Origin of the sequence: Pseudomonas sp. PSKL.D1, assembly GCF_028898945.1 — a bacterium.
Lineage (GTDB): Bacteria > Pseudomonadota > Gammaproteobacteria > Pseudomonadales > Pseudomonadaceae > Aquipseudomonas.
Window position 1 is genome coordinate 883,030 of the sequence record NZ_CP118607.1, and the last position, 22,309, is coordinate 905,338.

The following is a 22,309-nucleotide window of genomic DNA, read 5'->3' on the forward strand; positions in this document are numbered from 1 at the left end:
ATGGGTATCGACCTTCCGCTGATCTGGGCCGTGATCATCATCTTTGGCGTGATGATGTACGTGGTGATGGACGGCTTCGACCTGGGTATCGGCATGCTTTTCCCCTTCGTCAAGGGCGAGCAGGACCGCGATGTGATGATGAATACCGTTGCCCCCGTGTGGGACGGTAACGAAACCTGGTTGATCCTCGGCGGCGCCGGTTTGTTCGGGGCGTTTCCGATGGCCTACTCGGTAGTGCTCGAAGCGCTGTACCTGCCGCTGATCCTGATGCTGATCGGCTTGATCTTCCGGGGCGTGGCCTTCGAGTTCCGCTTCAAGGCCAAGGCCGACAAGCGCCACATCTGGGACAAGGCGTTCATCTGGGGTTCGCTGGTGGCCACGTTCTTCCAGGGCGTTGCGCTAGGGGCGTTCCTGGAGGGGTTCAAGGTGGTCGACCGGCACTTTGCCGGCGGGACGCTTGACTGGTTGACGCCGTTCAGCCTGTTCTGCGGGCTGGGCCTGGTCGTGGCCTACACCCTGCTGGGCTGTACCTGGCTGATCATGAAAACCGAAGGGCCGTTGCAGCGGCAGATGCATGGCCTGGCCAGGCCGCTGGCCTTGGTACTGCTGGTGGTGATCGGTATCGTCAGCCTGTGGACGCCGATTGCCTACCCGCAAATTGCCGATCGCTGGTTCAGCATGCCCAACCTGATCTGGTTCATGCCTGTGCCGCTGCTGGTGCTGGTGACCTTCTATGGGCTGCTCAAGGCGGTAGCGCGCAATGCCCACTACACACCGTTCTTGCTGACTCTGGTGCTGATCTTCCTGGGCTACAGCGGCCTTGGCATCAGCCTGTGGCCGAACATCATCCCGCCATCAATCTCGATCTGGGATGCCGCCGCGCCGCCGCAGAGCCAGGGCTTCATGCTGGTGGGCACGTTGTTCATCCTGCCGTTCATCCTGGGGTACACCTTCTGGAGCTATTACGTGTTCCGCGGCAAGGTTACCCATGAAGATGGCTATCACTAGAAGGCCAAATCATGACCGGTAAACCTGGCCTGGAAGAGAAAAAACCGCTGTGGCAGCGTTTGGGTTGGCTGCTGTTGATCTGGGCGATGAGTGTGGCTGCGCTGGGGGTGGCGGCCTGGGTGATGAGGTTGTTCATGGGGGCGGCGGGGTTGACTACCCATTGAGTTCAAAGGGGGCCGCAAGGCGGCCCATCGCGGATAAATCCGCTCCTACAGGCCACGCGATCGTGTAGGAGCGGATTTCATCCGCGATGGGCCGCAAAGCGGCCCCAGCTTCACTTGCGAGCCTTGAGAATCACGAACTTCGGCGTCGCCGCCACCTGCTCCACGCCCCGGAACAGCCGCGCCAGCTTGCTGTGATAGCCCAAATGGCGGTTACCGACGATGTACAAGGCCCCACCTACCACCAAGGCCTCGCGTGCCTGCTGGAACATGCGCCAGGCCAAAAAATCACCTACCACCTGCTGCTGGTGGAACGGCGGGTTGCACAGCACCACGTCCAGCGACTGCTTTTCAACTCCCGCCAGGCCATCGCCTGCCAGCACATTCACGGCACGCACCCCAAGTGCCGCCTGCCAGTTTTCCCGCGCCGACTGCACCGCCATGTACGACTCGTCCACCAACGTGTACGTAGCGTCCGGGTTGGCCAAGGCACTGGCAATGGCCAGTACCCCATTGCCGCAGCCCAAGTCGGCAACTCGCGCATTACCCAGGTTGCGTGGCAGGTGGGGCAGGAAGGCACGGGTGCCGATGTCCAGACCGTCGCGGCAGAACACGTTGGCATGGTTGACCAGTTCCAGGGCTGGCACATCCAGGCAGTAGCGGGTCGGGTAGGGCGACTTCACTGCAGGGCGGCCTGCCACGCTGGCAGTCAGCAGGCGAGCCTTCTTCTGTGCCAGCGAAGCCTGCACCGGGCCAATGTACTTTTCCATCAGGTCGCCCGCTGCCCGGGGCAGGTGCTTGATCATCGCCCCGGCGATCACCTGTGCACCGGGGGCCAGATGGCCTTGCAGGCGAATCAACTGCTCTTCGAGCAGGGCCAAGGTCTTGGGGACGCGGACCACAACCCGGTCAAACGTACCTTCCCACTGCTCGCTGGCTGGCACGAATGGGACGCTGTCGAATGCCTTGCCGTTGCGGGCCAGGTTTTTCTCCAGAGCCAGGTGGGCCAAGTGGGAGTCGCCGCTGCTGACGACCGAAACATGGCCTGCGAGGCTGGCGGCCAGGGCACCGAAGCTGTCATTCAGGACCAGTACCCGGCAACCCGCCCCCAGCGCCTGCCCATGCAACTGATCGAGCAGGTACTCGTCGGCGGCATCAAAGGCTTGCAGTGGGTCGTTGGCCTGATCCGGCTGGCGGAGCAGGTCGAGTTCGGCGAAGGGGGTGATCAACAGGGGCATGGCATCTGGCTCGGGTACGGGTCTGCCCGTGGGCGGGGTTCGCCACGGGCCGGGTACGCGATTCTACAGGGGTTTGCGCAAGGTCGCAGAAATGACTGTCAGAGCAACCCGCGCATGGCGGCAATGGCGATGGCACCGGCCTTGTTGGATGCATTGGTTTTGGTGATGACGCTGCGGATATGGAAATTAACCGTGCTCGGCGATAACGACAGGATGCGGGCGATAACAGCGGCAGTCTTGCCATCTGCAGACCACTTGAGTACATCGAGCTCCCGTTCGGTGAATTTCGGCGTTGATGGGCAAAGGCTGTTCAGATGGTACTCACTGATGATCGCGTGCAAGGTGTGGCACAGCCACTGCACTTTGCAGCCTTTTTCGTAAAGCTCGTGGATCGACACTTCACCAAACGGCCGTGCGATGCTCAGCTGGCTTTCATGGTGCTGCATATCGTGCAGCGATTGGGTCCAGCCGTGGCGCAGGCCATGTTGGCAGGCTTCCTGGCGGTAATCAGGTGCTTCGCGGTACAGATCATCGGTCCACAGCACGGGCATGGTCGTGGTATGGCTGACACAGGCGGCAGAATCCTGCTTATAGAAGTCTTCGTGCTGATAGCGCTCGACCCACGCGGCTGAATAATTGCTGTAGAGGTAGAGCTTGGGTGCTTGTGCTGCAAGTTGAAGGCGTACTTTAAGGCCCAGGTATTCCATGTCCAGGTCTTGCGCCAGATGCACTGCAACGTCGAACGCACGCTGCGGTGTACTCTCACTGATCAGCTGATGAAGATGCTCGTAGTTCCAAAGAGACATCTGTCACTCCCTCGATTTGGCAGGATCCAATCCGTTTGTATACAAGCAAAGATTGTAGGAAATGTCCGAGTATAGCGTTGGGATTTTTTCGCTATAGCGCACACGATTTTGCGAACCCGAACAGGACGTGTTGCAGTTCCCTTACACGCCAACGGTTTTTATACTGGCGGCTTTGCGCGACACTTGGCGCATGCTTTCCACGGAGCCCCCCATGACCGCCAGTGCCGACAAGTACACCCGCCAGACATTGCTGGATGTGCAACCCCTGACACCGAACCTGTTCAGTCTGCGGGTTTCCCGCGACCCTGGTTTTCGTTTTCGCTCAGGCCAGTTCGCGCGCCTGGGCGTCACCAAAGCGGATGGCAGCGTGGTGTGGCGCGCCTACTCGATGGTCAGTGCCCCGCATGACGAGTTTCTCGACTTCTTTTCCATCGTGGTACCCGGTGGTGAATTCACCAGCGAGTTGAGCCGTCTGGGCAAGGGCGACGCACTGCTGATTGATCGCCAGGCCTTTGGCTTCCTTACCCTGGACCGCTTCATCGGGGGGCGGGATCTTTGGCTGCTGGCTACCGGTACGGGTATTGCGCCGTTCATGTCGATCCTGCAGGACTTCGAGGCCTGGGAGCGATTCGACAATATCAAGCTGGTGTATTCGGTGCGTGAGGCAAAGGAGCTGGCGTATGTGGATGACATCGCCGGGCTGGAGCAGCGCGACTACCTGGCAGAGTTTGCCGGCAAGTTGCAGTTCATTCCGGTGGTGACCCGCGAGGATCACCCAGGAGCCCTGAATGAGCGTATCACCACGCTGATCGAGAACGGTGAATTGGAAAAGGCAGCCGGCCTGGAGTTTTCTCCAGAGCATTCGCGGATCATGTTGTGCGGTAACCCGGAAATGATCGACGAGACACGCAAGGTGCTCAAAGCCCGTGATTTGCAACTGAGCCTGAGCAAGCGGCCGGGGCAGGTGGCTGTCGAGAATTATTGGTGATCATAGGGGCCGCTTCGCGCCCCATCGCGGATAAATCCGCTCCTACACGCGATCTCTTTGTAGGAGCGGATTCATCCGCGATGGGCCGCAAAGCGGCCCCGGCGCTCAGGGCAACCGATTCTGATTTTGCGTCTTCAGCAAATCCCGAATCTCGGTCAGCAGCGTTTCCTGCGGCGTCGGAGCCGGCGGCACGCTTGGCGCCACAGCTTCTTCACGCTTGAGCCGGTTGATCGCCTTAACGCCCATGAAGATGGCAAATGCCACGATCAGGAAGTCGATCACCGTCTGGATGAACTTCCCATAGGCCAGCACCACTGCTGGCACATCGCCTTCGGCCGCCTTCAAGGTAATGGCCAGGTCACTGAAATCCACACCACCGATCAGCAGGCCCAATGGTGGCATGACTACGTCACCCACGAAGGAGGAGACGATCTTGCCGAACGCCGCGCCGATGATGATACCGACCGCCATGTCGACGACGTTTCCTTTGACCGCGAAGGCCTTGAACTCACTGATCATGCCCATGTTCGATTCCTTTGTAACAAATGGTGAGGTGTACAGAGTGTAAGCCACTAAAACGCTTCATGCGTGGCGTATAGGGGTAGTGACTGCGCTTAGAACGAATAGTTTTGTCGCGCTTCGGCGCGTTCGAGGCACGTTCACCTCGGCTATCATGGCCACTTTTTCCAGAGGAACCTGCCCATGGCCAAGGCCAAGCGCTTGTATGGCTGCACCGAGTGCGGCGCGACCTTCCCCAAATGGGCCGGCCAGTGTGGTGAGTGCGGGGCCTGGAACACCCTGGTCGAAACCATGATCGAAAGCGCTGGCGCGGCAGCGCCCAGCGGGCGTGCTGGCTGGACCGGGCAGCAGGCGCAGATCAAGACGCTGGCCGAGGTCAGCGTTGAAGAAATCCCTCGTTTCACCACCAGCAGCACCGAACTGGACCGGGTGCTGGGCGGTGGCTTGGTAGACGGCTCGGTTGTGCTGATTGGTGGTGACCCCGGTATTGGCAAGTCGACCATCTTGCTGCAAACCCTGTGCAACATTGCCGTGGGCATGCCAGCACTGTATGTCACCGGTGAGGAATCCCAGCAGCAGGTTGCCATGCGGTCGCGGCGCCTGGGCCTGCCACAGGATCAACTCAAGGTAATGACCGAAACCTGCATCGAAACCATCATCGCCACTGCCCGGGTGGAAAAGCCGCGGGTGATGGTCATCGATTCGATCCAGACCATCTTCACCGAGCAGCTGCAGTCGGCACCCGGCGGCGTGGCCCAGGTGCGCGAGAGCACGGCCTTGCTGGTGCGTTACGCCAAGCAGAGCGGCACGGCGATTTTCCTGGTTGGCCACGTCACCAAGGAAGGTTCGCTGGCCGGGCCGCGTGTGCTGGAGCACATGGTGGACACGGTGCTGTATTTCGAGGGTGAGTCCGATGGCCGCCTGCGGTTGCTGCGGGCGGTGAAAAACCGCTTTGGTGCGGTGAACGAACTGGGTGTGTTCGGCATGACCGACCGGGGCCTGAAAGAGGTTTCCAACCCATCGGCGATCTTCCTTAACCGCACGCAGGAAGAAGTTCCGGGCAGTGTGGTGATGGCCACCTGGGAAGGTACTCGGCCGATGCTGGTGGAAGTGCAGGCGCTGGTCGATGACAGCCACCTGGCCAACCCGCGACGCGTTACCCTGGGCCTGGACCAGAACCGCCTGGCCATGCTGCTGGCGGTGTTGCATCGCCATGGCGGTATTCCCACGCACGACCAGGACGTGTTCCTCAATGTGGTGGGTGGGGTGAAAGTGCTGGAGACTGCATCCGACCTGGCGTTGCTGGCGGCGGTGATGTCCAGTTTGCGCAACCGGCCGTTGGCCCATGGGCTGCTGGTGTTCGGCGAGATCGGCCTGTCTGGGGAAGTGCGGCCTGTGCCGAGCGGGCAGGAGCGGTTGAAGGAAGCGGCCAAACACGGGTTCAAGCGGGCGATCGTGCCCAAGGGCAATGCGCCCAAGGAGCCGCCAGCGGGTTTGCAGGTAATTGCAGTGACGCGGTTGGAACAGGCGCTGGATGCCTTGTTCGAGTAGAAATCAAACCAACGAAAAAGGGGGAGCCAACGATGCGCATCGGCTCCCCCCACATCACTGCTCAGTCAGTGGTCAATGCTCTGCAACCGCGCTACGCCTGGGCGTCGCGTTGCCATGCTCGTCCATTTCCAGCACCGGCACCTCGTTGCCATCGGCATCGAACAGCTTGCCGTCCTTGAAGTAGTCACCATCACGCAGTGACGAAATGTCCGAGTACTGGATGGTGCGCTCGTACGCCGCGGCAAACACCGACTGCTGGTCGGAGTTGCCGGCCGTGAAGTGGTTGAACATCAGGTTCAGCAAGATGGCCATGATCGCCGCCGAGCTGATGCCCGAGTGGAAGATGGTCTCGAACCAGTTCGGGAAGTGGTGGTAGAAGGTTGGCGCGGCAATCGGGATCATGCCGAAGCCCAGCGAGGCAGCGACGATGATCAGGTTGACGTTGTTCTTGTAGTTGACCTTCGACAGGGTACGAATACCGCTGGCGGCCACGGTGCCGAACAGCACGATGCCTGCACCACCCAGTACCGGGGTGGGTACGGCGGCAATTACCCGGCCCATGATTGGCAGCAGGCCAAGCACCACCAGAATCACGCCGCCGGTTGCCACCACGTAGCGGCTCTTCACGCCGGTCACGGCCACCAGGCCAACGTTCTGGGCAAAGGCGCTTTGGGTGAACGAGCCGAAAATCGGCGCCAGGATGCTCGAAGCCATGTCGGCGCGCAGGCCGTTGCCCAGGCGTTTGGAGTCGACCTTGGTGTCGATGATCTCACCCACGGCAAGGATGTCGGCCGAGGTTTCCACCAGCGTCACCATGATCACGATGCACATCGACAGGATGGCCGCGATGTGGAAGGTTGGCATGCCGAAGTGGAACGGGGTGGGGAAGGCGAACATCGGGCCTTCGGTGACCTTGCTGAAGTCGGTCATGCCCAGTGCCCAGGCGATCAGGGTGCCAATCACCATGGCCAGCAGGATCGACAGGCGCGAAATGGTTGCGCTGCCCAGTTTGCTCAGCACCAGCACGATCGCGAAGGTCAGCGCTGCCAGGCCGATGTTGGCCACGCTGCCGAACTCCGGTGATGCGCTGTTACCGCCCATCACCCAGCGAGCCGCAACGGGCATCAGGGTCAGGCCGATGGTGGTGATGACGATGCCGGTTACCAGCGGCGGGAAGAACTTGGTAATGCGCGAGAACACCGGGGTGATCAGGAAACCGATCAACGAAGCCGCCATCACTGCGCCCAGCACGCCTGGCAAGCCACCACCGCCTTCGCTGCTGAGGATCGCGCCCATGGTCGCCACACCGGCGAAAGACACCCCCTGCACCAGCGGTAGCTGGCAACCGAAGAAGGGCAGGCCAAGGGTTTGCAGCAGCGTGGCCAAACCGCCGGCAAACAGCGAGGCGGCGATCAGCATGCCGATTTCGGCACCGTTCAGGCCAGCGGCCTGCCCCAGGATCAGGGGCACCGCGACTATCCCCCCGTACATGGTCAACACGTGTTGCAGGCCATAAGCCAGGTTGGCACCAAGCCCGAGGTTTTCATCCTCGGGGCGCTTGGCGGGAGACGTGCTAGGGGACGTAGTCATGGAGCAGGCTCTCTGTTTATTGTTGTGTCGCTACTGTAGACATTTCCTACAAATCATTGCCACAACAATTGTATACAATTTTTTGATCGGAGCGCGAACAAGGGTGGCCGCGAGGTGTGCCAAAACACCTTGCAGAACGCGTACCAAGTCATCAAATGCTGTGCTAGAGAGGTGTGTACAAAGCTTTGCTACCCAGTAATAAAGCTGTCTGGGTAGACAAGAAACAAAGTGTGGGGATGCTAATAGCTAGCTAAGAGATTTCATTATTCGATCAATTCGCGCAGTTCACGCATCATTTCGGTGCTGTCTGCCACGTTCAATTCCACAAGACGGTGCAAATGAGTCATCGATTCGATGTCGATGTACAAACAGATGAATCCCAGCCGAGTGGGTTCTTCGTGGCGCAGTTCCACCTGCATCTGCACACGGTTTTGCTTGTCCAGATGAATGATGGCGTCGAAATCCTGTGTCAGGTCGGCATCCCAGGGCTTGGGGCATTCGATCAACAGGCCCTTGAGCGACAGATCGATCAGTTTTACCGGCCAACGGCGATCACCCTGGCGCAGTTCGGTAGGGGCATCAAAGTCGATACGTTGAAAACGGCGACGTTCGTCGTGCTGGCGCATGGGTAAGTCCTCCGGGGTGCATCCTGACTATAGTTATTTCTGTACACACATCAGGTACCGCAATCTGGCCGCAGAGGCTCTAGACCAAAGCAAGTGTGGCAATGCGCGATGACTCGCCCTAGACTCGGTGGGCGGTCTTTTCCAATCCACCAGCTGGAAGTAAACCATGAACAACAATAATAGCCTGCTACGCCACATTCCGTGGCTGGCGCTGGCAGTCATAGGGGCCTGCGCGCTGGGTGTGGTTGCCCTGCGCCGTGGTGAGGCGATCAACGCCTTGTGGATCGTGGTCGCGGCAGTGGCCATTTACCTGGTTGCCTATCGCTACTACAGCCTGTTCATCGCCACCAAGGTGATGCAACTTGACCCTCGACGAGCCACCCCCGCGGTGCTCAACAACGACGGCCTGGACTACGTCCCGACCAACAAACACATTCTGTTCGGCCACCACTTCGCGGCCATTGCAGGTGCAGGCCCGCTGGTCGGCCCGGTACTGGCCGCGCAGATGGGCTACCTGCCCGGCACGCTCTGGCTGATCGCCGGCGTGGTGCTGGCCGGTGCGGTGCAGGACTTCATGGTCCTGTTCCTGTCTACCCGCCGCAACGGTCGCTCGCTGGGCGACATGGTGCGTGAGGAGATGGGCCGCATCCCAGGGACCATCGCCCTGTTCGGCTGCTTCCTGATCATGATCATCATCCTTGCGGTGCTGGCGCTGATCGTGGTCAAAGCACTGGCCGAGAGCCCATGGGGCATGTTCACGGTGATGGCGACCATCCCGATCGCGATGTTCATGGGCATCTACATGCGCTACATCCGCCCGGGCCGCATTGGCGAAATCTCGGTGGTCGGCGTGGTGCTGTTGCTGCTGTCGATCTGGCTGGGGGGCCAGATTGCCGCAGACCCGGTGTGGGGCCCGGCGTTCACCTTCACTGGCGTACAGATCACCTGGATGCTGGTGGGCTATGGCTTTGTTGCCGCCGTGCTGCCGGTGTGGCTGGTACTGGCGCCGCGTGACTACCTGTCGACCTTCCTCAAGATCGGCACCATCGTCGGCCTGGCCATCGGTATCCTGATCATCGCGCCCGAGCTGAAAATGCCGGCGCTGACCCAGTTCACCGACGGCACCGGCCCGGTGTGGAAGGGCACCCTGTTCCCGTTCCTGTTCATCACCATTGCCTGTGGTGCGGTGTCCGGCTTCCACGCGCTGATCTCTTCGGGGACCACGCCCAAGCTGCTGGATAACGAAACCAACGCCCGCTACATCGGTTACGGCGGCATGCTGATGGAATCGTTCGTGGCCATCATGGCCATGGTCGCTGCTTCGGTGATCGAGCCGGGCGTGTACTTCGCCATGAACAGCCCGGCTGCCGTGGTGGGTAGCGACGTTGTGTCGGTCGCGCAAACGGTCAGCAGCTGGGGCTTCATGATTACCCCCGAGCAGCTTGAAGCCACTGCCCGCGATATTGGCGAGCACACCATTCTGGCCCGTGCCGGTGGTGCACCAACCCTGGCGGTCGGTATCGCGCAGATCCTGCACCAGGTGCTGCCAGGTGAGAACACCATGGCCTTCTGGTACCACTTCGCGATCCTGTTCGAAGCGCTGTTCATCCTGACCGCGGTGGATGCCGGTACCCGTGCCGGCCGCTTCATGCTGCAAGACCTGCTGGGCAGCTTCGTGCCGGCCCTGAAGCGTACCGAGTCGTGGACCGCCAACCTGATCGGCACCGCAGGCTGTGTGGCCCTGTGGGGTTACCTGCTGTATCAAGGCGTGATCGACCCGCTGGGTGGCATCAACACCTTGTGGCCGCTGTTCGGCATCTCCAACCAGATGCTGGCCGGTATCGCCCTGATGCTTGGCACCGTGGTGCTGATCAAGATGAAGCGCCAGCGCTATGTGTGGGTCACCCTGCTGCCGGCGGTATGGCTGCTGATCTGCACCACCACCGCAGGCCTGATCAAGCTGTTCGACCCGAACCCGGCCGTCGGCTTCCTGGCCCTGGCCAAGAAGTACAGCACCGCGCTGGACGCCGGCCAGGTACTGGCCCCGGCCAAGGACATCGGGCAGATGCAGCACGTGATCTTCAACGCCTACACCAACGCCGGCCTGACGGTGCTGTTCCTGGTGGTGGTGTTCAGCGTGCTGTTCTTCGCCATCAAGGTCGGCTATGCCGCGCTTGGTCGCAAAGAGCGTACCGACAAGGAAACCCCGTTCCAGGCACTGCCTGACGCTTGAGAGGACTGCAGCAATGTTCAACGACCTGGGTCGACTGGGTAAATACCTGGGGCAGGCAGCCCGCCTGATGGTCGGCATGCCCGACTACGACAACTATGTCGAGCACATGCAGACCAAACACCCGGACAAGCCGGTGATGAGCTACGAGGCGTTTTTCCGCGAACGCCAAGAGGCACGTTACGGCGGCAAGTCCGGGCCCAAGTGCTGTTGAACCGGCACACCGCGTGAGTCTGTGGGAGCCTGTAGGCTCCCACAGTCATTTTCAGCTTCAGGAGATCTTGCGTGCAGACGCCCATTCCCGTAACCGTGCTTACCGGCTTCCTGGGTGCCGGCAAAACCACCTTGCTCAAGCACATGCTCAAAGCCGAGCATGGCCTGAAACTCGCCGTGATCGAAAACGAATTCAGCGAGGCCGGCATCGACAGCCAGCTGCTGGGTGACGAGCCGGTGCAGGTCATGACCCTGGCCAACGGCTGTGTGTGCTGCAGCATCCACGGCGACCTTACACGTGCGCTGTACCTGTTGCTCGAACGCCTGGACAGCGGCGAAATCGCCTTCGACCGCCTGGTGATCGAATGCACAGGCCTCGCCGACCCCGCCCCCGTGGCGCAAACCTTTTTCATCGACGAGGAACTGCGTGACCGCTACATCCTCGACGGCATCATCACCCTGGTCGACGCAGCCCACGCCGACCTGCACCTGACCCAGTCCATCGCCCAGGCCCAGGTCGGGTTCGCCGACCGCCTGCTGCTGAGCAAGACCGACCTGGTCGAACCCCCGGCAGTGGAAGCCTTGCGCGAACGCCTTGCGCGCATCAATGGCCGCGCAGCCATCCGAGTGGTTGAAAACGGTCGCATCGACTTGGCCGAACTGCTTGATGTACGAGGCTTCAACCTCAACCCCGACCTGGGCGCCAATTTCAAGCCAGGCTTGCGGCCGGTGCTCAAACCCGCGACCCCGGACCGTATTTCCACGCTGGTGCTGCGTACCGATGCACCGCTGGACATCGACCGGCTCAGCGACTTCATGAACGAGCTGCTGGAAACACACGGCAAGCAACTGTTGCGCTACAAGGGCGTACTGAACATCGCCGGTGAATCACGCAAATTGGTGTTTCAGGGCGTGCTCAAACTCTACGGCTTCGACTGGGATGCCGAGTGGGCAGACGATGAACCCCGCGAGAGCGTGATGGTGTTCATTGCCGATGAGTTGCCTGAAGCGACGATCCGCGCCGGGTTCGAGGCATTGGCCGCAGGCTGAGCTTCAAACCATTGCGGCCATGAGCTGCGGTGGCGTGTATCGGCCTCAATGCACGGGATCAGCCGTTCGGTGAGCACGGCTGTTTGCCCCACGGCCTTGGCGGTGCGGTACTTGACGCTGTGGATGCACTCCCGGTCGCCGAACTCACAGCGGTTCAGCGCGGTGCCGCCGCAGGGGCCGTTGGCCAAGCCCTTGGGGCAGGTTTCCGGGCAAATGTAGAGGGTGTCTTCCAGGCGGCAGCGGCCACAGGTGTCACAGCCCAGCAGCGGGCGCTTCACGTTGCGCTCCAGCCCGTGCAGCAGGCGGGCGGCTTTGCCCTGTGCCCACAGCGGTTTGCGCACGGCCCAGCCGAAGGCCTTGCTTAACCAGTTGCGGCGGTTGAACAACAGCGCATGGGCGCCGTGCAGCAGGTGATACCGCAATGTTTCCTTGCGCGTAGCCGTGGCTTGCGACTCGCCCTGGCGCCATGCCGCGTGCGGGGGGTGAAAACTGACCGCCGGCAAGCCTGGCATCTGCCAGCTTTCCGCCCACGCGGGTACCCATTGCTCTAGCGACTGAATACATGCCTGCCAATGCGTCAGGCGTTCCTCCAACGTCAGCAGTTGCTTGAGCTCATGAACCCCCGACAGGTGCACCCCGGCGTAGCCCATCAGCTTCACGCCGATGATCTGCAACGCTAGCCGATCAACGCTGCGCGCCTGAGCAAATGCCTTGGACACCGCCACTTCAGCGGCAAGCATGTCGCACATCGACGGCGTCACGGTCACGCCTGCCACATGCTCGAGCATCGTCGCCCGGCCGTGGGTAAGGCTCATCAGGCAGGCAATCAAAGGTTTTGGTGTGGGCTGACGGCTCATCCAACGGATGGCTTCCTGGTGTTTGCCCGCATCGAAGCCCAATTGCAGGGTCAGGAAGTCGGCCCCGGCAGCGAGTTTTTTCTCAGCCTTGAAGTACTGCGCGCCGCCTTCTTCCTCGCGGTACTTGAACGGGTTGAGGGCCGCGCCCAGCAGCCAGTGCGGGCAGGCCTGGCGGGCAATCTGCAGGGCTGCGACCGATTCCAGGTAGCGCACCGGGCGCTCGCCTGGCTGATGCCCCGGCAGGCGGTCGCCGGTGAGCAGCAGCAACTGATCAAGGCCGGCGGCGTCCATGCGCTGCAACTGGGCCAGCAAGTGGTGGCGCTCACGGTCCTTGCCCGAGAAGTGCGGCAGGGCAGGGACCGAGTGGCTGAAGCTGGCGAGGGCATCCAGCGGCGACATGTCCAGCGGGCTGCCGACCCGGTCACCGATGGCCACGGTCATGGGCCAGCCACACAACTGCCCGCGTGCCATGATTGCCTCCATGGCGGCAAAACGCTCTGCTGAAGATTTGGGGACAAACTCCATGACGCAGACGAAAGTGTTATCGCGCAACGCGGATTTGAGCAGGCTCATGGCTTGGGTCATCAGGATGGTTCAGCTTGGCATTGTGGTGCAGGCGCAGGGGCAGGCCGTGTCTGGTTGCGTAGCGTGCTGCTCTGAACAAGACATGTCCATCATGAGATTTACTTAAGTTGATCTCAAATTTTATGAGTTTGTTTCAGTGTGCTCACTGCCGGAAAATGCCCACATTCATTGACGCGCTTTAAGGCAATAACATGGCACTGGCACACATTCTGGGCTTCCCAAACATCGGCTGCGATCCTGAGCTGCGTGCTACCCATTGGCAGTTGCAGAAGGACGCCGGTATCGAGTTGCTGCCGGTCGGTGACCAGAATGCCACGCTGGATTGGGAGCAGTTGTTCGAACAGGTAGCACAGGCCAAGGCCTTGGGCCATGCGGTCAAGCCGGTGATCATCGGCCCGCTGACCTATCTGTGGCAGAGTGAGGCACCCGGTGGAGATCTGGACAAGCTGGAGCAGATCGATCGCCTGTTGCCGCTGTACGACGAGGTGCTTAACCGATTGGCTGCCCAAGGTGTGGAGTGGGTGCAGATCGACGAGCCGATCCTGGCCCACGAGTTGCCGCAGGATTGGAAAAATGCCTACGAGCGTGTTTACAACATCCTGCAGCGCGCGCCGCTTAAAAAGCTGGTCGCCACTTACTTCGGCGGCCTGGAAGACCGGCTCGGGCTGGCTGCCAATTTGCCTGTCGATGGCCTGCACATCGATGTGGTGCGCGCCCCGGAACAGTTCCCGACCATTCTCGACCGCCTCCCAGCCTACAAGGTGCTGTCGCTAGGCCTGGTTGATGGCGACGATGTTGGCCAATGCAATCAGGAAAAAGCCTTGGACATGCTGCGCCATGCCCATGAGCGGCTGGGAGATCGCCTTTGGGTGGCATCGTCGTGTCCACTGCAGCATGTTGAGCGAGCCGCGCAAAAATGCCAGGAAGTCGTGTTGCTGGCCAAGGCTAAGCTGGCAGCCTGATACTGACCCTGACGGATGCATTTTCCTGTAGGAGCGGATTCATCCGCGATGCAGGCGACGCGGTGCAAATGGCACCGGCTGTGCCGGTGTTCGCGGCTGAAGCCGCTCCTACAGGGAAAGCGTCAGAAACCTCGATCAGCGCTCAATCGCCAGCGCCACACCTTGGCCGCCACCAATGCACAAGGTCGCAAGCCCTTTTTTGGCATCGCGCCTGATCATTTCGTGCAGCAAGGTCACCAGCACTCGGCAGCCTGACGCACCAATCGGATGCCCCAAGGCTATGGCCCCGCCATTCACATTCACCCGCCCGGCATCCCACTCCAGCGCTTTGCCCACTGCCAGCGCCTGCGCGGCAAACGCCTCGTTGGCCTCGATCAGGTCCAGGTCCGCCAGTTGCCAGCCTGCTTTGGCCAGGCAGCGCTGGGTAGCCGAGACCGGCCCGATGCCCATGATTGCCGGGTCCACACCCGCACTGGCGTAGGCGGCTATTTTCGCCAGCACCGGTAAACCCAGTGCCTGGGCCTTGCTGGCGCTCATCAGTAGCACTGCCGCCGCGCCATCGTTGAGGCTGGAGGCGTTGCCCGCCGTGACGCTGCCGTCCTTCTTGAACGCCGGGCGCAGTTTGGCCAGCGATTCGGCTGTGGTGCCCGCGCGCGGTTGCTCATCCTGATCAAATACCTTGGGTTCGCCCTTTTTCTGCGGCAGCACGATCGGGGTGATTTCGCCCTTGAAGCGGCCCGCTTCGATAGCGGCCACGGCCTTGCGCTGGGATTCGGCGGCAAAGGCATCCTGTTGCTCGCGGCTCAGGTCATACTGGCTCACCAGGTTTTCCGCAGTGATGCCCATGTGGTAGTCATTGAACGCGTCCCACAGGCCGTCGGTGATCATGCTGTCGATCAGCTGGCCGTGGCCCATGCGCTGGCCGGTGCGGGCCGAAGGCATCACGTAGGGCGCCAGGCTCATGTTCTCCTGGCCGCCGGCAATCACCACCTCGGCATCACCGCAACGAATGGCCTGGGCCGCCAGGTGCAGCGCCTTCAGGCCCGAGCCGCATACCTTGTTCAGGGTCAGCGCCGGCACGCTGTAAGGCAGGCCCGCCTTGATCGCCGCCTGCCGGGCGGGGTTTTGCCCGGCACCGGCGGTGAGCACCTGGCCGAGAATGACTTCGTCGACCTGCGCCGGGTCCAGCCCGGTCTGTTCCAGCAATTGCTTGATCACGGCCGCGCCAAGGTCGACGGCTGGCACTGTGGCCAGGGCGCCCTGGAAGCTGCCGATGGCGGTACGGGTTGCGGCGACGATCACCACGTCGTTCATGTTGTTGTTCTCCGAGCTAGGGGCGTAATGCCCCAAGCATCGGTGGGTTTGGCTCATTTGTTAAGTTTGATTTTCTTTGCCATTGATATCGAATGTTAATGAATCGGCTGCTTACACGGCCGGGCACTGGTGCGTCACGCAATGAATGCCACCACCCCCGGCAGCAATCGCGTCGATGTCCAGTTGCACGATGTCACGCTGCGGGTACAGCGCTGCCAGCAATGCCCGGGCCTTTTCGTCAGCCTTTGCATCGCCAAACTGAGGGGCGATGACCGCGCCATTGATCAAGAAGTAGTTGATGTACCCAGCAGCGAAATCCGGGTTGCCCTTGCTGAACCTGTTACGGCGGCCTTTGGTGGGCGGTGACACGAGGTGCACTTGCAGGCGTCGTCCCTTGGCGTCGGTAGCCTGCTTGAGAATCTCCAGGTGCTTGCGGGTCACGTCGTAATCGTACGAATCCGGGTCGTTGTCCAGGTTGGCGATCACGACGCCCGGCTTGACGAAACGCGCGTAGAAATCCACATGCCCATCGGTGATGTCCTCACCGGCGATGCCGGGCAGCCAGATGATTTTGCTCAGCCCCAGGCGCGCCTTGAGTTCGGCCTCTACCTCGGCCTTGCTCCAGCCTTTGTTGCGGTTGCTGTTGACCCAACTGCTCTCGGTCATGATGCCGGTGCCGTGGCCATCCACCTCGATGCCGCCGCCTTCGCCAACCAGTTCGCTGCGCTGGTAACGAGCCCCTGCCAGTTTGGCCACCCGTTTTGCCAGTTGTGCGTCGCTGCCGTGGCGCTGTTTTTTACCCCAGCCGTTGAAGTTGAAATCCACTGCCGCCAGGGCGCCATCGTCGTCGAGCACGAAGTTGGCGCCGATGTCGCGCATCCAGATGTCGTCCAGCTCGCAAGCCACAAACTGGGTGTTGTGCTCGCCGCAATGTTCGATTGCCAGCTCACGCTCGCTGGCGCGGCAGAACACGGTTACCGGCTGGTAACGGGCGATGGCCTGGGCAATGCGGCCCAAGGCCGCTTGCACGTCGGCGGTGAAGTCTTCCCAGATGGCATCCTGGGCGCCAAAGGCAATGTAGGCACGCTGTTGCGGCTCGCCCTCGTCGGGCATGAACCAGCGCCCGGGTTCTTCGGCGCGGGCCAGCCCAAAGGGCATGCCCAGGCTGGCGCCGAGGCCCGCGGCCAGCGACAGTTGCAGGAAGGTTCTACGGCTTGGCATGGGTCAGTCCTGTGCAGTCTTGAAGCGTGTCCACACCCGCATGCGGGCGCGCATGTCGGCCTGGGGGATGTCACGGCCCGGGATCAGGCGGGCATAGGTGGCTTCGTCGAGGTAGATGTCGGGGTTGTCACGCAGCCTTGGCTCCACCTGCGCGCGTGCCTTGGCACTGGCCGTCGGGTAGCCGGTGAAGTTGGTGATGGCGGCCATGTTCTGCGGGCGCATGACGAAGTTGATGAAACGATAGGCGTATTCCGGGTGCTTGGCGTCGGCGGGTATCGCCATAGTGTCCATCCACACCGTGGTGCCCTGGCGCGGCACGCGGTACTGGAAGTCGATGTGTTTGCCGGCGGCCTCGGCAGTGCGTTGGGCCTGGACCACGTCGCCGCTGTAGCCCAGCGACAGGCACAGGTTTTCATTGACCAGTTCGGTTACAGGTTGCGACTGGAACTTGCGGATGTAAGGGCGCACGGCCTTGAGTAGTTCAGCGGCGGCGGCCAGGTCCTCGCGTTTGGCACTGCGCGGTTCGCGGCCCAGGTAGTTGAGGGCCACGGCGAGCACTTCGTCGGGTGAGTCGATGACCGAGATGCCGCAGTCGGCGAACTTGGCGGCCAGTTCCGGCTTGAACAGCAGGTCGAGGCTGTCCAGCGGGGCGTCTGGCATGCGCTGGCGAATCTTGTCCGCGTTCACGGTCAAGCCAATGGTGCCCCAGGTGTAGGGCACCGTGGCCTGGCTGGCCTTGGGGTATTGGTCGTGCAACTTGCGCAGGCCGGGCTCGATGTCGTCCAGTGCCTGCAGGCGGCTTTTGTCCAGTGGCTGCAGGCTGCCAGCGCGCAGCAGGCGTTCGGCCACGGTGTCGCCGGGGAACACCAGGTCGTAACCGCTGCGCCCAGACATCAGCTTGGCTTCCAGCACTTCGCTGCCGTCCATCACGTCATAGATCACCTGAATGCCGGTTTCGGCGGTGAACTGTTTGAGCGTGTCGGCGGCAAAGTAGTCGGCCCAGTTGTACAGGCGTAACGTGGGCTGGTCGGCGTGGGCCTGGCTGGCGCAAAGCGCCAGGGTCAAAGCGGCAAGAGGGTGCAGTTTCATGCTCAGGCCCTCGCGGCGTGTGGGTGCTGGCCATCCAGTGTCAGCAGTGGCGCGTACATTTCCGGGCGGCGGTCGCGGTAGATGCCCCAGGTCAGTCTGTCTTCACGCATGCGCGCCAGGTCAAGGTCGTGAATCCAGACGCCAGTGGTGTTGCGATCAGCTTCGGCCAGCAATGCGCCCTTGTGGTCGCATATGAATGCCGAACCGTAGAAGCGCATGCTCAGGCTGCTGTCGCTTTCGGCCACTTCTTCACCCACGCGGTTGGCGGCCACCACCGGCACCAGGTTGGCGGCGGCGTGGCCGCGCATGGCGGTTTGCCAATGGTCGCGTGAGTCCAGCCCGGCGGCGCCCGGTTCAGAGCCGATGGCCGTGGGAAACAACAGCACCTCGGCCCCCATCAGCGCCAGGCAGCGGGCGGTTTCGGGGAACCACTGGTCCCAGCAAATGCCAATGCCCAGGCGGCCGAAGGCGGTGTCCCAGACTTTGAAACCGGTGTCGCCGGGGCTGAAGTACTCCTTCTCCTGATAGCCGATGGCGTTGGGGATGTGGGTTTTGCGGTACACGCCCAGCAGGCGGCCATCGGCGTCGGCCACGGTCAGCGAGTTGAAAAAAGCATTGCCGGCGCGTTCGTACCAGCTTAGCGGCAGTACCACACCCAGCTCGGCGGCCAGCGCGGCGAAGCGTTGCAGGATCGGGCCATGCGGGTAAGGCTCGGCGAGCGCCTGATGGCGATGGTCCTGTTCGATGCAGAAGTACGGCGTGGCGAACAGTTCCTGCAGCAAAATCACCTGAGCACCTTGCGCGGCAGCTTGCCGCACCAGTTGTTCGGCTCGGTCGAGGTTGTCGGGCAGGTTCCAGTTGCATGGCATTTGCGTGGTGGCGACGCGCAGCAGGGTCATGGTTGTGCCTCCGGCTGTTGCTGGGTAATGCAATGGATGCCGCCGCCGCCATGGGCAATATGGTCGATGCGCACCGGCACGATCTCGCGGCCCGGGAAGGCATGGGCGAGCTGCGTGGCGGCCTCCTGGTCGGCGGCGATGCCGTAGGCGGGCATGATGATTGCGCCGTTGGCGATGTAGAAGTTGGTGTACGAGGCGCAGAACACCTCGGCATCCGGGTCGGCCGCGGCGCTGGCTTCGTACAGGTCCAGCAGCTCGAAATGGCGGCCATGGGCATCGGTGGCCAACTCCAGTGCGCGCCGGTTTTCCCTCGCGACTTCGGCGTAGACCGAGCCTTGCTCGCGGGTGGCATCCACCAACAGCACGCCGGGGCGGGCGAAGGCGCATACGCCGTCGACGTGGCCGTCGGTCATGTCACCGGTGACGTATTGCGGGTCGCCCGGCAGCCAGATGGTCTTGCTGATGCCCAGGTAGCGGGCGAAGCAGGCTTCGAACTCCGCCTTGGTGATGCCTGGGTTGCGGTTGGGGTTGAGCAGCACCGACTCGGTGGTGATCAGCGTGCCTTCGCCGTCCACATGGATGGCTCCGCCTTCGTTGCACAAGGAAGTGCTGAAACCGTCCAGGCCCAGGTGGTCGAGGATGCGCCGGCCCAGGTTACGGTCCAGGCCATGTTCGGACTTGCCGCCCCAAGCGTTGAAACGCCAGCTCAACCCGGCCACGCCGTGCCGGGGGTGGCAGAGGAAGGTGGGGCCGCTGTCCCGGCACCAGCTGTCGTCCACTGCGAGTTCGATGAGCTCGATGTTGGCCCCGCACAAGGCGCGTGCGCTTTCCAGGGCCGAAGGGTCAACCACCATCTTTACCGGCTCGAAGCGGGCAATTGCAGCAGCCACGCGGGCGTAGTCGCGCTGCACGTCGGCCAGGCTTACGTGCCAGCCGCTTTCCCACAATGCCTGATTGTGCGGCCAGATCATCCAGGTGGCAGCGTGGCGGGCCCATTCGGCAGGCATGCGCCAGCCGCTGTCGAGGGACAGGTCCATAGTGAACTCCGATCTATTAAGGATTTTTATCAACGAAGCCCGCCGTCGCGGGTGTTGGTGACCATGCTATGGCTATGAAGCTTGTGCGACAAACGATAGATTTAGCGCACATCTGATTAGCAGGGCTTATTGATCATGTTGAAACACTGGCCACCTTTGAACGCCTTGCGTGGTTTTGAGGCCGCCGCCCGGTTGGGTAGCTTCCACAAGGCTGCCGAGGCGTTGAACCTGACTCAGTCAGCGATCAGCCAGCAGATCCGCAGCCTGGAAACCTACCTGGAGCAACCGCTGTTCTACCGCAGTGGGCGCAGCGTGAGCCTGACCGATGCGGGGCATGACCTGCTGAGCACCACCCAGTCGATGTTGCAGCACCTGGCGGTTGGCATCCGGCGCCTGGAGCAGTACCGCAAGCCGAACCAGCTGGTGGTCAACACCAGCCCGGCATTCGCCCGGCACTGGTTGCTGCCGCGCCTGGCCGATTTTCATCAGCGCTGCCCGCAGGTAGACCTGTGGCTGTTCACCAGCTTCGAGGTGCCGGACATGGCCAACGAAACCATTGACCTGGCCATCCGCGACGACTTGAGCGCCCAGGCTGAATGCAGTTTCAGCGTGCTGTACCACGACAAGCTGTACCCGGCCTGCCACCCCTCGCTGCTGCAGTCGACCAGCCGCACCACGTTGCACGGTGAGCGGGAAATGGACTGGAGCCACTGGCAACTGGAGGGCGGGGAGGATGTGGGGCAGCAGGGCAAGGGGCTAAACTTTTCGGACCCGGGCTTGCTGCTGGATGCGGCGAGCGAAGGCCTGGGCGTGGCGTTGGTCAGCGAGTTGCTGGCGGCCCGAGCGGTGCAGTCGGGCAGCCTGCAGGCATTGTCGCAACAGCGTGTGCGTGGGCCGGCCTGGGCGTGCCTGGTGCATCGGGACAGCCAGGATGACCCATTGGCCCGGCAGTTTTTGGGCTGGTTGAAGGGGGAACTGGCAACGTAATATGTGTCGGATAACCTGCGGGGGTAGTCTCACCCTCTGATCAAACGGAAACGCCCCTGCTGGCGTTTCCCCGGCATAAACCTGACGAGGTACAGACATTGGCCATCATTCATCCTAAGGTTCGCGGTTTCATCTGCACCACGACTCATCCGAAGGGCTGCGAGCTGAACGTCCGTGACCAGATCGAAGCCACCCGCAAGCTGGGCGTGCGCGAGGATGGCCCGAAGAAGGTACTGGTCATCGGTGCTTCCAGCGGCTACGGCCTGGCAGCGCGCATCACCGCCGCGTTCGGCTTCAAGGCCGACACCCTGGGCGTGTTCTTCGAAAAGCCTGGCACCGAAACCAAGGCTGGCACCGCCGGCTGGTACAACGCTGCGGCGTTCGACAAATTCGCCAAGGCCGAAGGCCTGTACAGCAAGTCGATCAACGGTGACGCCTTCTCCGACGAAGCCCGCGCCAAGGTCATCGAGCTGATCAAAAATGAAATGGGCGGCCAGGTAGACCTGGTGATCTACTCCTTGGCCTCGCCGGTGCGCAAGCTGCCGCAGACCGGTGAAGTGATTCGCTCCGCGCTCAAGCCGATCGGCCAGCCGTACAAGTCGACCGCCATCGACACCAACAAGGACACCATCATCGAGGCCAGCATCGAGCCGGCTTCCGAGCAGGAAATCCAGGACACCGTCACCGTCATGGGTGGCCAGGACTGGGAGCTGTGGATCGATGCCCTGAACGCTGCCGGCGTTCTCGCGCCACAGGCCCGTACCGTGGCATTCAGCTACATCGGTACCGAAATCACCTGGCCGATCTACTGGCACGGTGCCCTTGGCAAGGCCAAGCAGGATCTGGACGAAACCGCTCAACGCCTGGGCAGCAAGGTTGGCGGCAGCGCCAATGTGGCCGTGCTCAAGTCGGTGGTCACCCAGGCCAGCTCGGCCATTCCGGTGATGCCGCTGTACCTGTCGATGGTCTTCAAGATCATGCAGGAGAAGGGTGTTCACGAGGGGACTCAGGACCAGCTGGACCGCATGTTCCGTGACCGTATGTACCGTGCCGACGGCGCTCCGGCGGAGCTGGACGAAAAAGGCCGCCTGCGCCTGGACGACTGGGAACTGCGTGACGACGTGCAGGACGCCTGCAAAGCCATGTGGCCGCAAGTGACCACCGAGAACCTGTTCGAGTTGACCGACTATGCCGGTTACAAGAAGCAGTTCCTCAACCTGTTCGGCTTTGAGCGCGCTGACGTCAACTACGACGAAGACGTGGCGACCGATGTGAAGTTCGACTGCGTCGAGCTGTAAGCAAGTCTTACCTAGGCCGCCTGCACTGGGGCCGCTTTGCGGCCCATCGCGACACGAGGCCGCTCCCACATCGACCGCAT

Annotated in this window: 20 protein-coding genes and 1 pseudogene; 10 read left to right on the plus strand and 11 right to left on the minus strand. The window is 61.8% G+C overall.

What is annotated here, in order from left to right:
• Positions 1 to 1,008 (plus strand): cytochrome d ubiquinol oxidase subunit II, encoded by a 1,008-nt coding sequence (gene cydB / locus PVV54_RS03765; protein WP_274908660.1) that lies wholly within the window; start codon positions 1 to 3, stop codon positions 1,006 to 1,008.
• Between the two features lie 8 nt (positions 1,009 to 1,016).
• The gene (locus tag PVV54_RS03770; RefSeq protein ID WP_039613047.1) at positions 1,017 to 1,172 is read left to right on the plus strand and encodes a DUF2474 domain-containing protein; all 156 of its coding nucleotides are present in this window, start codon (positions 1,017 to 1,019) and stop codon (positions 1,170 to 1,172) included.
• A 110-nt stretch (positions 1,173 to 1,282) separates the two neighbouring features.
• Here the strand turns inward: PVV54_RS03770 and PVV54_RS03775 are convergent, their stop codons facing one another.
• Together PVV54_RS03775 and PVV54_RS03780 are read right to left on the minus strand one after the other, a co-directional pair.
• Positions 1,283 to 2,407 (minus strand): methyltransferase, encoded by a 1,125-nt coding sequence (locus PVV54_RS03775; protein WP_274908661.1) that lies wholly within the window; start codon positions 2,405 to 2,407, stop codon positions 1,283 to 1,285.
• Positions 2,408 to 2,505: 98 nt separating this feature from the next.
• Positions 2,506 to 3,213: an autoinducer binding domain-containing protein gene (locus tag PVV54_RS03780; protein ID WP_274908662.1), complete on the minus strand. Its 708-nt coding sequence runs from the start codon at positions 3,211 to 3,213 to the stop codon at positions 2,506 to 2,508.
• 211 nt (positions 3,214 to 3,424) lie between these two features.
• Here PVV54_RS03780 and PVV54_RS03785 point away from each other — a divergent pair, with 211 nt between their 5' ends.
• Positions 3,425 to 4,201, plus strand: a complete 777-nt coding sequence (locus PVV54_RS03785) for a ferredoxin--NADP reductase (protein ID WP_274908663.1) — start codon at positions 3,425 to 3,427, stop codon at positions 4,199 to 4,201.
• 105 nt (positions 4,202 to 4,306) lie between these two features.
• On the opposite strand, the gene mscL is transcribed toward PVV54_RS03785, so the two are convergent.
• A complete protein-coding gene (mscL, locus tag PVV54_RS03790; protein ID WP_274908664.1) occupies positions 4,307 to 4,726 on the minus strand; it encodes a large-conductance mechanosensitive channel protein MscL in 420 nt (139 codons plus the stop codon).
• Between the two features lie 177 nt (positions 4,727 to 4,903).
• On the opposite strand from mscL, the gene radA reads away from it, so the two are divergent.
• The gene (gene radA, locus PVV54_RS03795) at positions 4,904 to 6,271 is read left to right on the plus strand and encodes a DNA repair protein RadA (protein WP_274908665.1); all 1,368 of its coding nucleotides are present in this window, start codon (positions 4,904 to 4,906) and stop codon (positions 6,269 to 6,271) included.
• Between the two features lie 72 nt (positions 6,272 to 6,343).
• Here radA and PVV54_RS03800 read toward each other — a convergent pair whose 3' ends face one another.
• A complete protein-coding gene (locus PVV54_RS03800) occupies positions 6,344 to 7,861 on the minus strand; it encodes a nucleobase:cation symporter-2 family protein (RefSeq protein WP_274908666.1) in 1,518 nt (505 codons plus the stop codon).
• A gap of 263 nt (positions 7,862 to 8,124) precedes the next feature.
• The gene (locus tag PVV54_RS03805) at positions 8,125 to 8,487 is read right to left on the minus strand and encodes a PilZ domain-containing protein (RefSeq protein ID WP_274908667.1); all 363 of its coding nucleotides are present in this window, start codon (positions 8,485 to 8,487) and stop codon (positions 8,125 to 8,127) included.
• 166 nt (positions 8,488 to 8,653) lie between these two features.
• Here PVV54_RS03805 and PVV54_RS03810 point away from each other — a divergent pair, with 166 nt between their 5' ends.
• From PVV54_RS03810 to yjiA, 3 genes are all read left to right on the plus strand, one after another.
• On the plus strand, positions 8,654 to 10,720 hold the full coding sequence (locus PVV54_RS03810; protein WP_274908668.1) for a carbon starvation CstA family protein: 2,067 nt from the start codon (positions 8,654 to 8,656) through the stop codon (positions 10,718 to 10,720).
• 13 nt (positions 10,721 to 10,733) lie between these two features.
• Positions 10,734 to 10,931, plus strand: a complete 198-nt coding sequence (locus PVV54_RS03815; protein WP_008094130.1) for a YbdD/YjiX family protein — start codon at positions 10,734 to 10,736, stop codon at positions 10,929 to 10,931.
• A gap of 71 nt (positions 10,932 to 11,002) precedes the next feature.
• Entirely contained in the window at positions 11,003 to 11,980 is a 978-nt protein-coding gene (yjiA, locus tag PVV54_RS03820) for a GTPase (protein ID WP_274908669.1), read from the plus strand.
• On the opposite strand, the pseudogene PVV54_RS03825 reads toward yjiA, so the two are convergent.
• Positions 11,977 to 13,410 (minus strand): annotated as a pseudogene (locus PVV54_RS03825) (methylenetetrahydrofolate reductase C-terminal domain-containing protein); the annotation flags it as partial. The gene yjiA and the pseudogene PVV54_RS03825 overlap by 4 nt on opposite strands.
• 203 nt (positions 13,411 to 13,613) lie before the next feature.
• Between PVV54_RS03825 and PVV54_RS03830 the strand changes: the two are divergent.
• Positions 13,614 to 14,384 carry a 5-methyltetrahydropteroyltriglutamate--homocysteine methyltransferase gene (locus tag PVV54_RS03830; protein ID WP_446731437.1) on the plus strand — a complete coding sequence of 257 codons (771 nt, stop codon included), beginning with the start codon at positions 13,614 to 13,616 and terminating at the stop codon, positions 14,382 to 14,384.
• Positions 14,385 to 14,519: 135 nt separating this feature from the next.
• Here PVV54_RS03830 and PVV54_RS03835 read toward each other — a convergent pair whose 3' ends face one another.
• From PVV54_RS03835 to PVV54_RS03855, 5 genes are all read right to left on the minus strand, one after another.
• The gene (locus tag PVV54_RS03835) at positions 14,520 to 15,698 is read right to left on the minus strand and encodes an acetyl-CoA C-acetyltransferase (RefSeq protein ID WP_274908670.1); all 1,179 of its coding nucleotides are present in this window, start codon (positions 15,696 to 15,698) and stop codon (positions 14,520 to 14,522) included.
• A gap of 111 nt (positions 15,699 to 15,809) precedes the next feature.
• Positions 15,810 to 16,919: an agmatine deiminase family protein gene (locus tag PVV54_RS03840; protein WP_274908671.1), complete on the minus strand. Its 1,110-nt coding sequence runs from the start codon at positions 16,917 to 16,919 to the stop codon at positions 15,810 to 15,812.
• Between the two features lie 3 nt (positions 16,920 to 16,922).
• Positions 16,923 to 18,008 carry an extracellular solute-binding protein gene (locus PVV54_RS03845; RefSeq protein WP_274908672.1) on the minus strand — a complete coding sequence of 362 codons (1,086 nt, stop codon included), beginning with the start codon at positions 18,006 to 18,008 and terminating at the stop codon, positions 16,923 to 16,925.
• 2 nt (positions 18,009 to 18,010) lie between these two features.
• A complete protein-coding gene (gene aguB / locus PVV54_RS03850; protein ID WP_274908673.1) occupies positions 18,011 to 18,907 on the minus strand; it encodes an N-carbamoylputrescine amidase in 897 nt (298 codons plus the stop codon).
• The gene (locus PVV54_RS03855; RefSeq protein WP_274908674.1) at positions 18,904 to 19,944 is read right to left on the minus strand and encodes an agmatine deiminase family protein; all 1,041 of its coding nucleotides are present in this window, start codon (positions 19,942 to 19,944) and stop codon (positions 18,904 to 18,906) included. The genes aguB and PVV54_RS03855 overlap by 4 nt, the downstream gene beginning before the upstream one ends.
• Positions 19,945 to 20,079: 135 nt before the next feature.
• Here PVV54_RS03855 and PVV54_RS03860 point away from each other — a divergent pair, with 135 nt between their 5' ends.
• Complete coding sequence (locus PVV54_RS03860) at positions 20,080 to 20,931, plus strand: LysR substrate-binding domain-containing protein (RefSeq protein WP_274908675.1); 852 nt, start codon at positions 20,080 to 20,082, stop codon at positions 20,929 to 20,931.
• Positions 20,932 to 21,029: 98 nt separating this feature from the next.
• Positions 21,030 to 22,229 (plus strand): enoyl-ACP reductase FabV, encoded by a 1,200-nt coding sequence (fabV, locus tag PVV54_RS03865; protein ID WP_274908676.1) that lies wholly within the window; start codon positions 21,030 to 21,032, stop codon positions 22,227 to 22,229.
• Positions 22,230 to 22,309 lie beyond the last annotated feature (80 nt).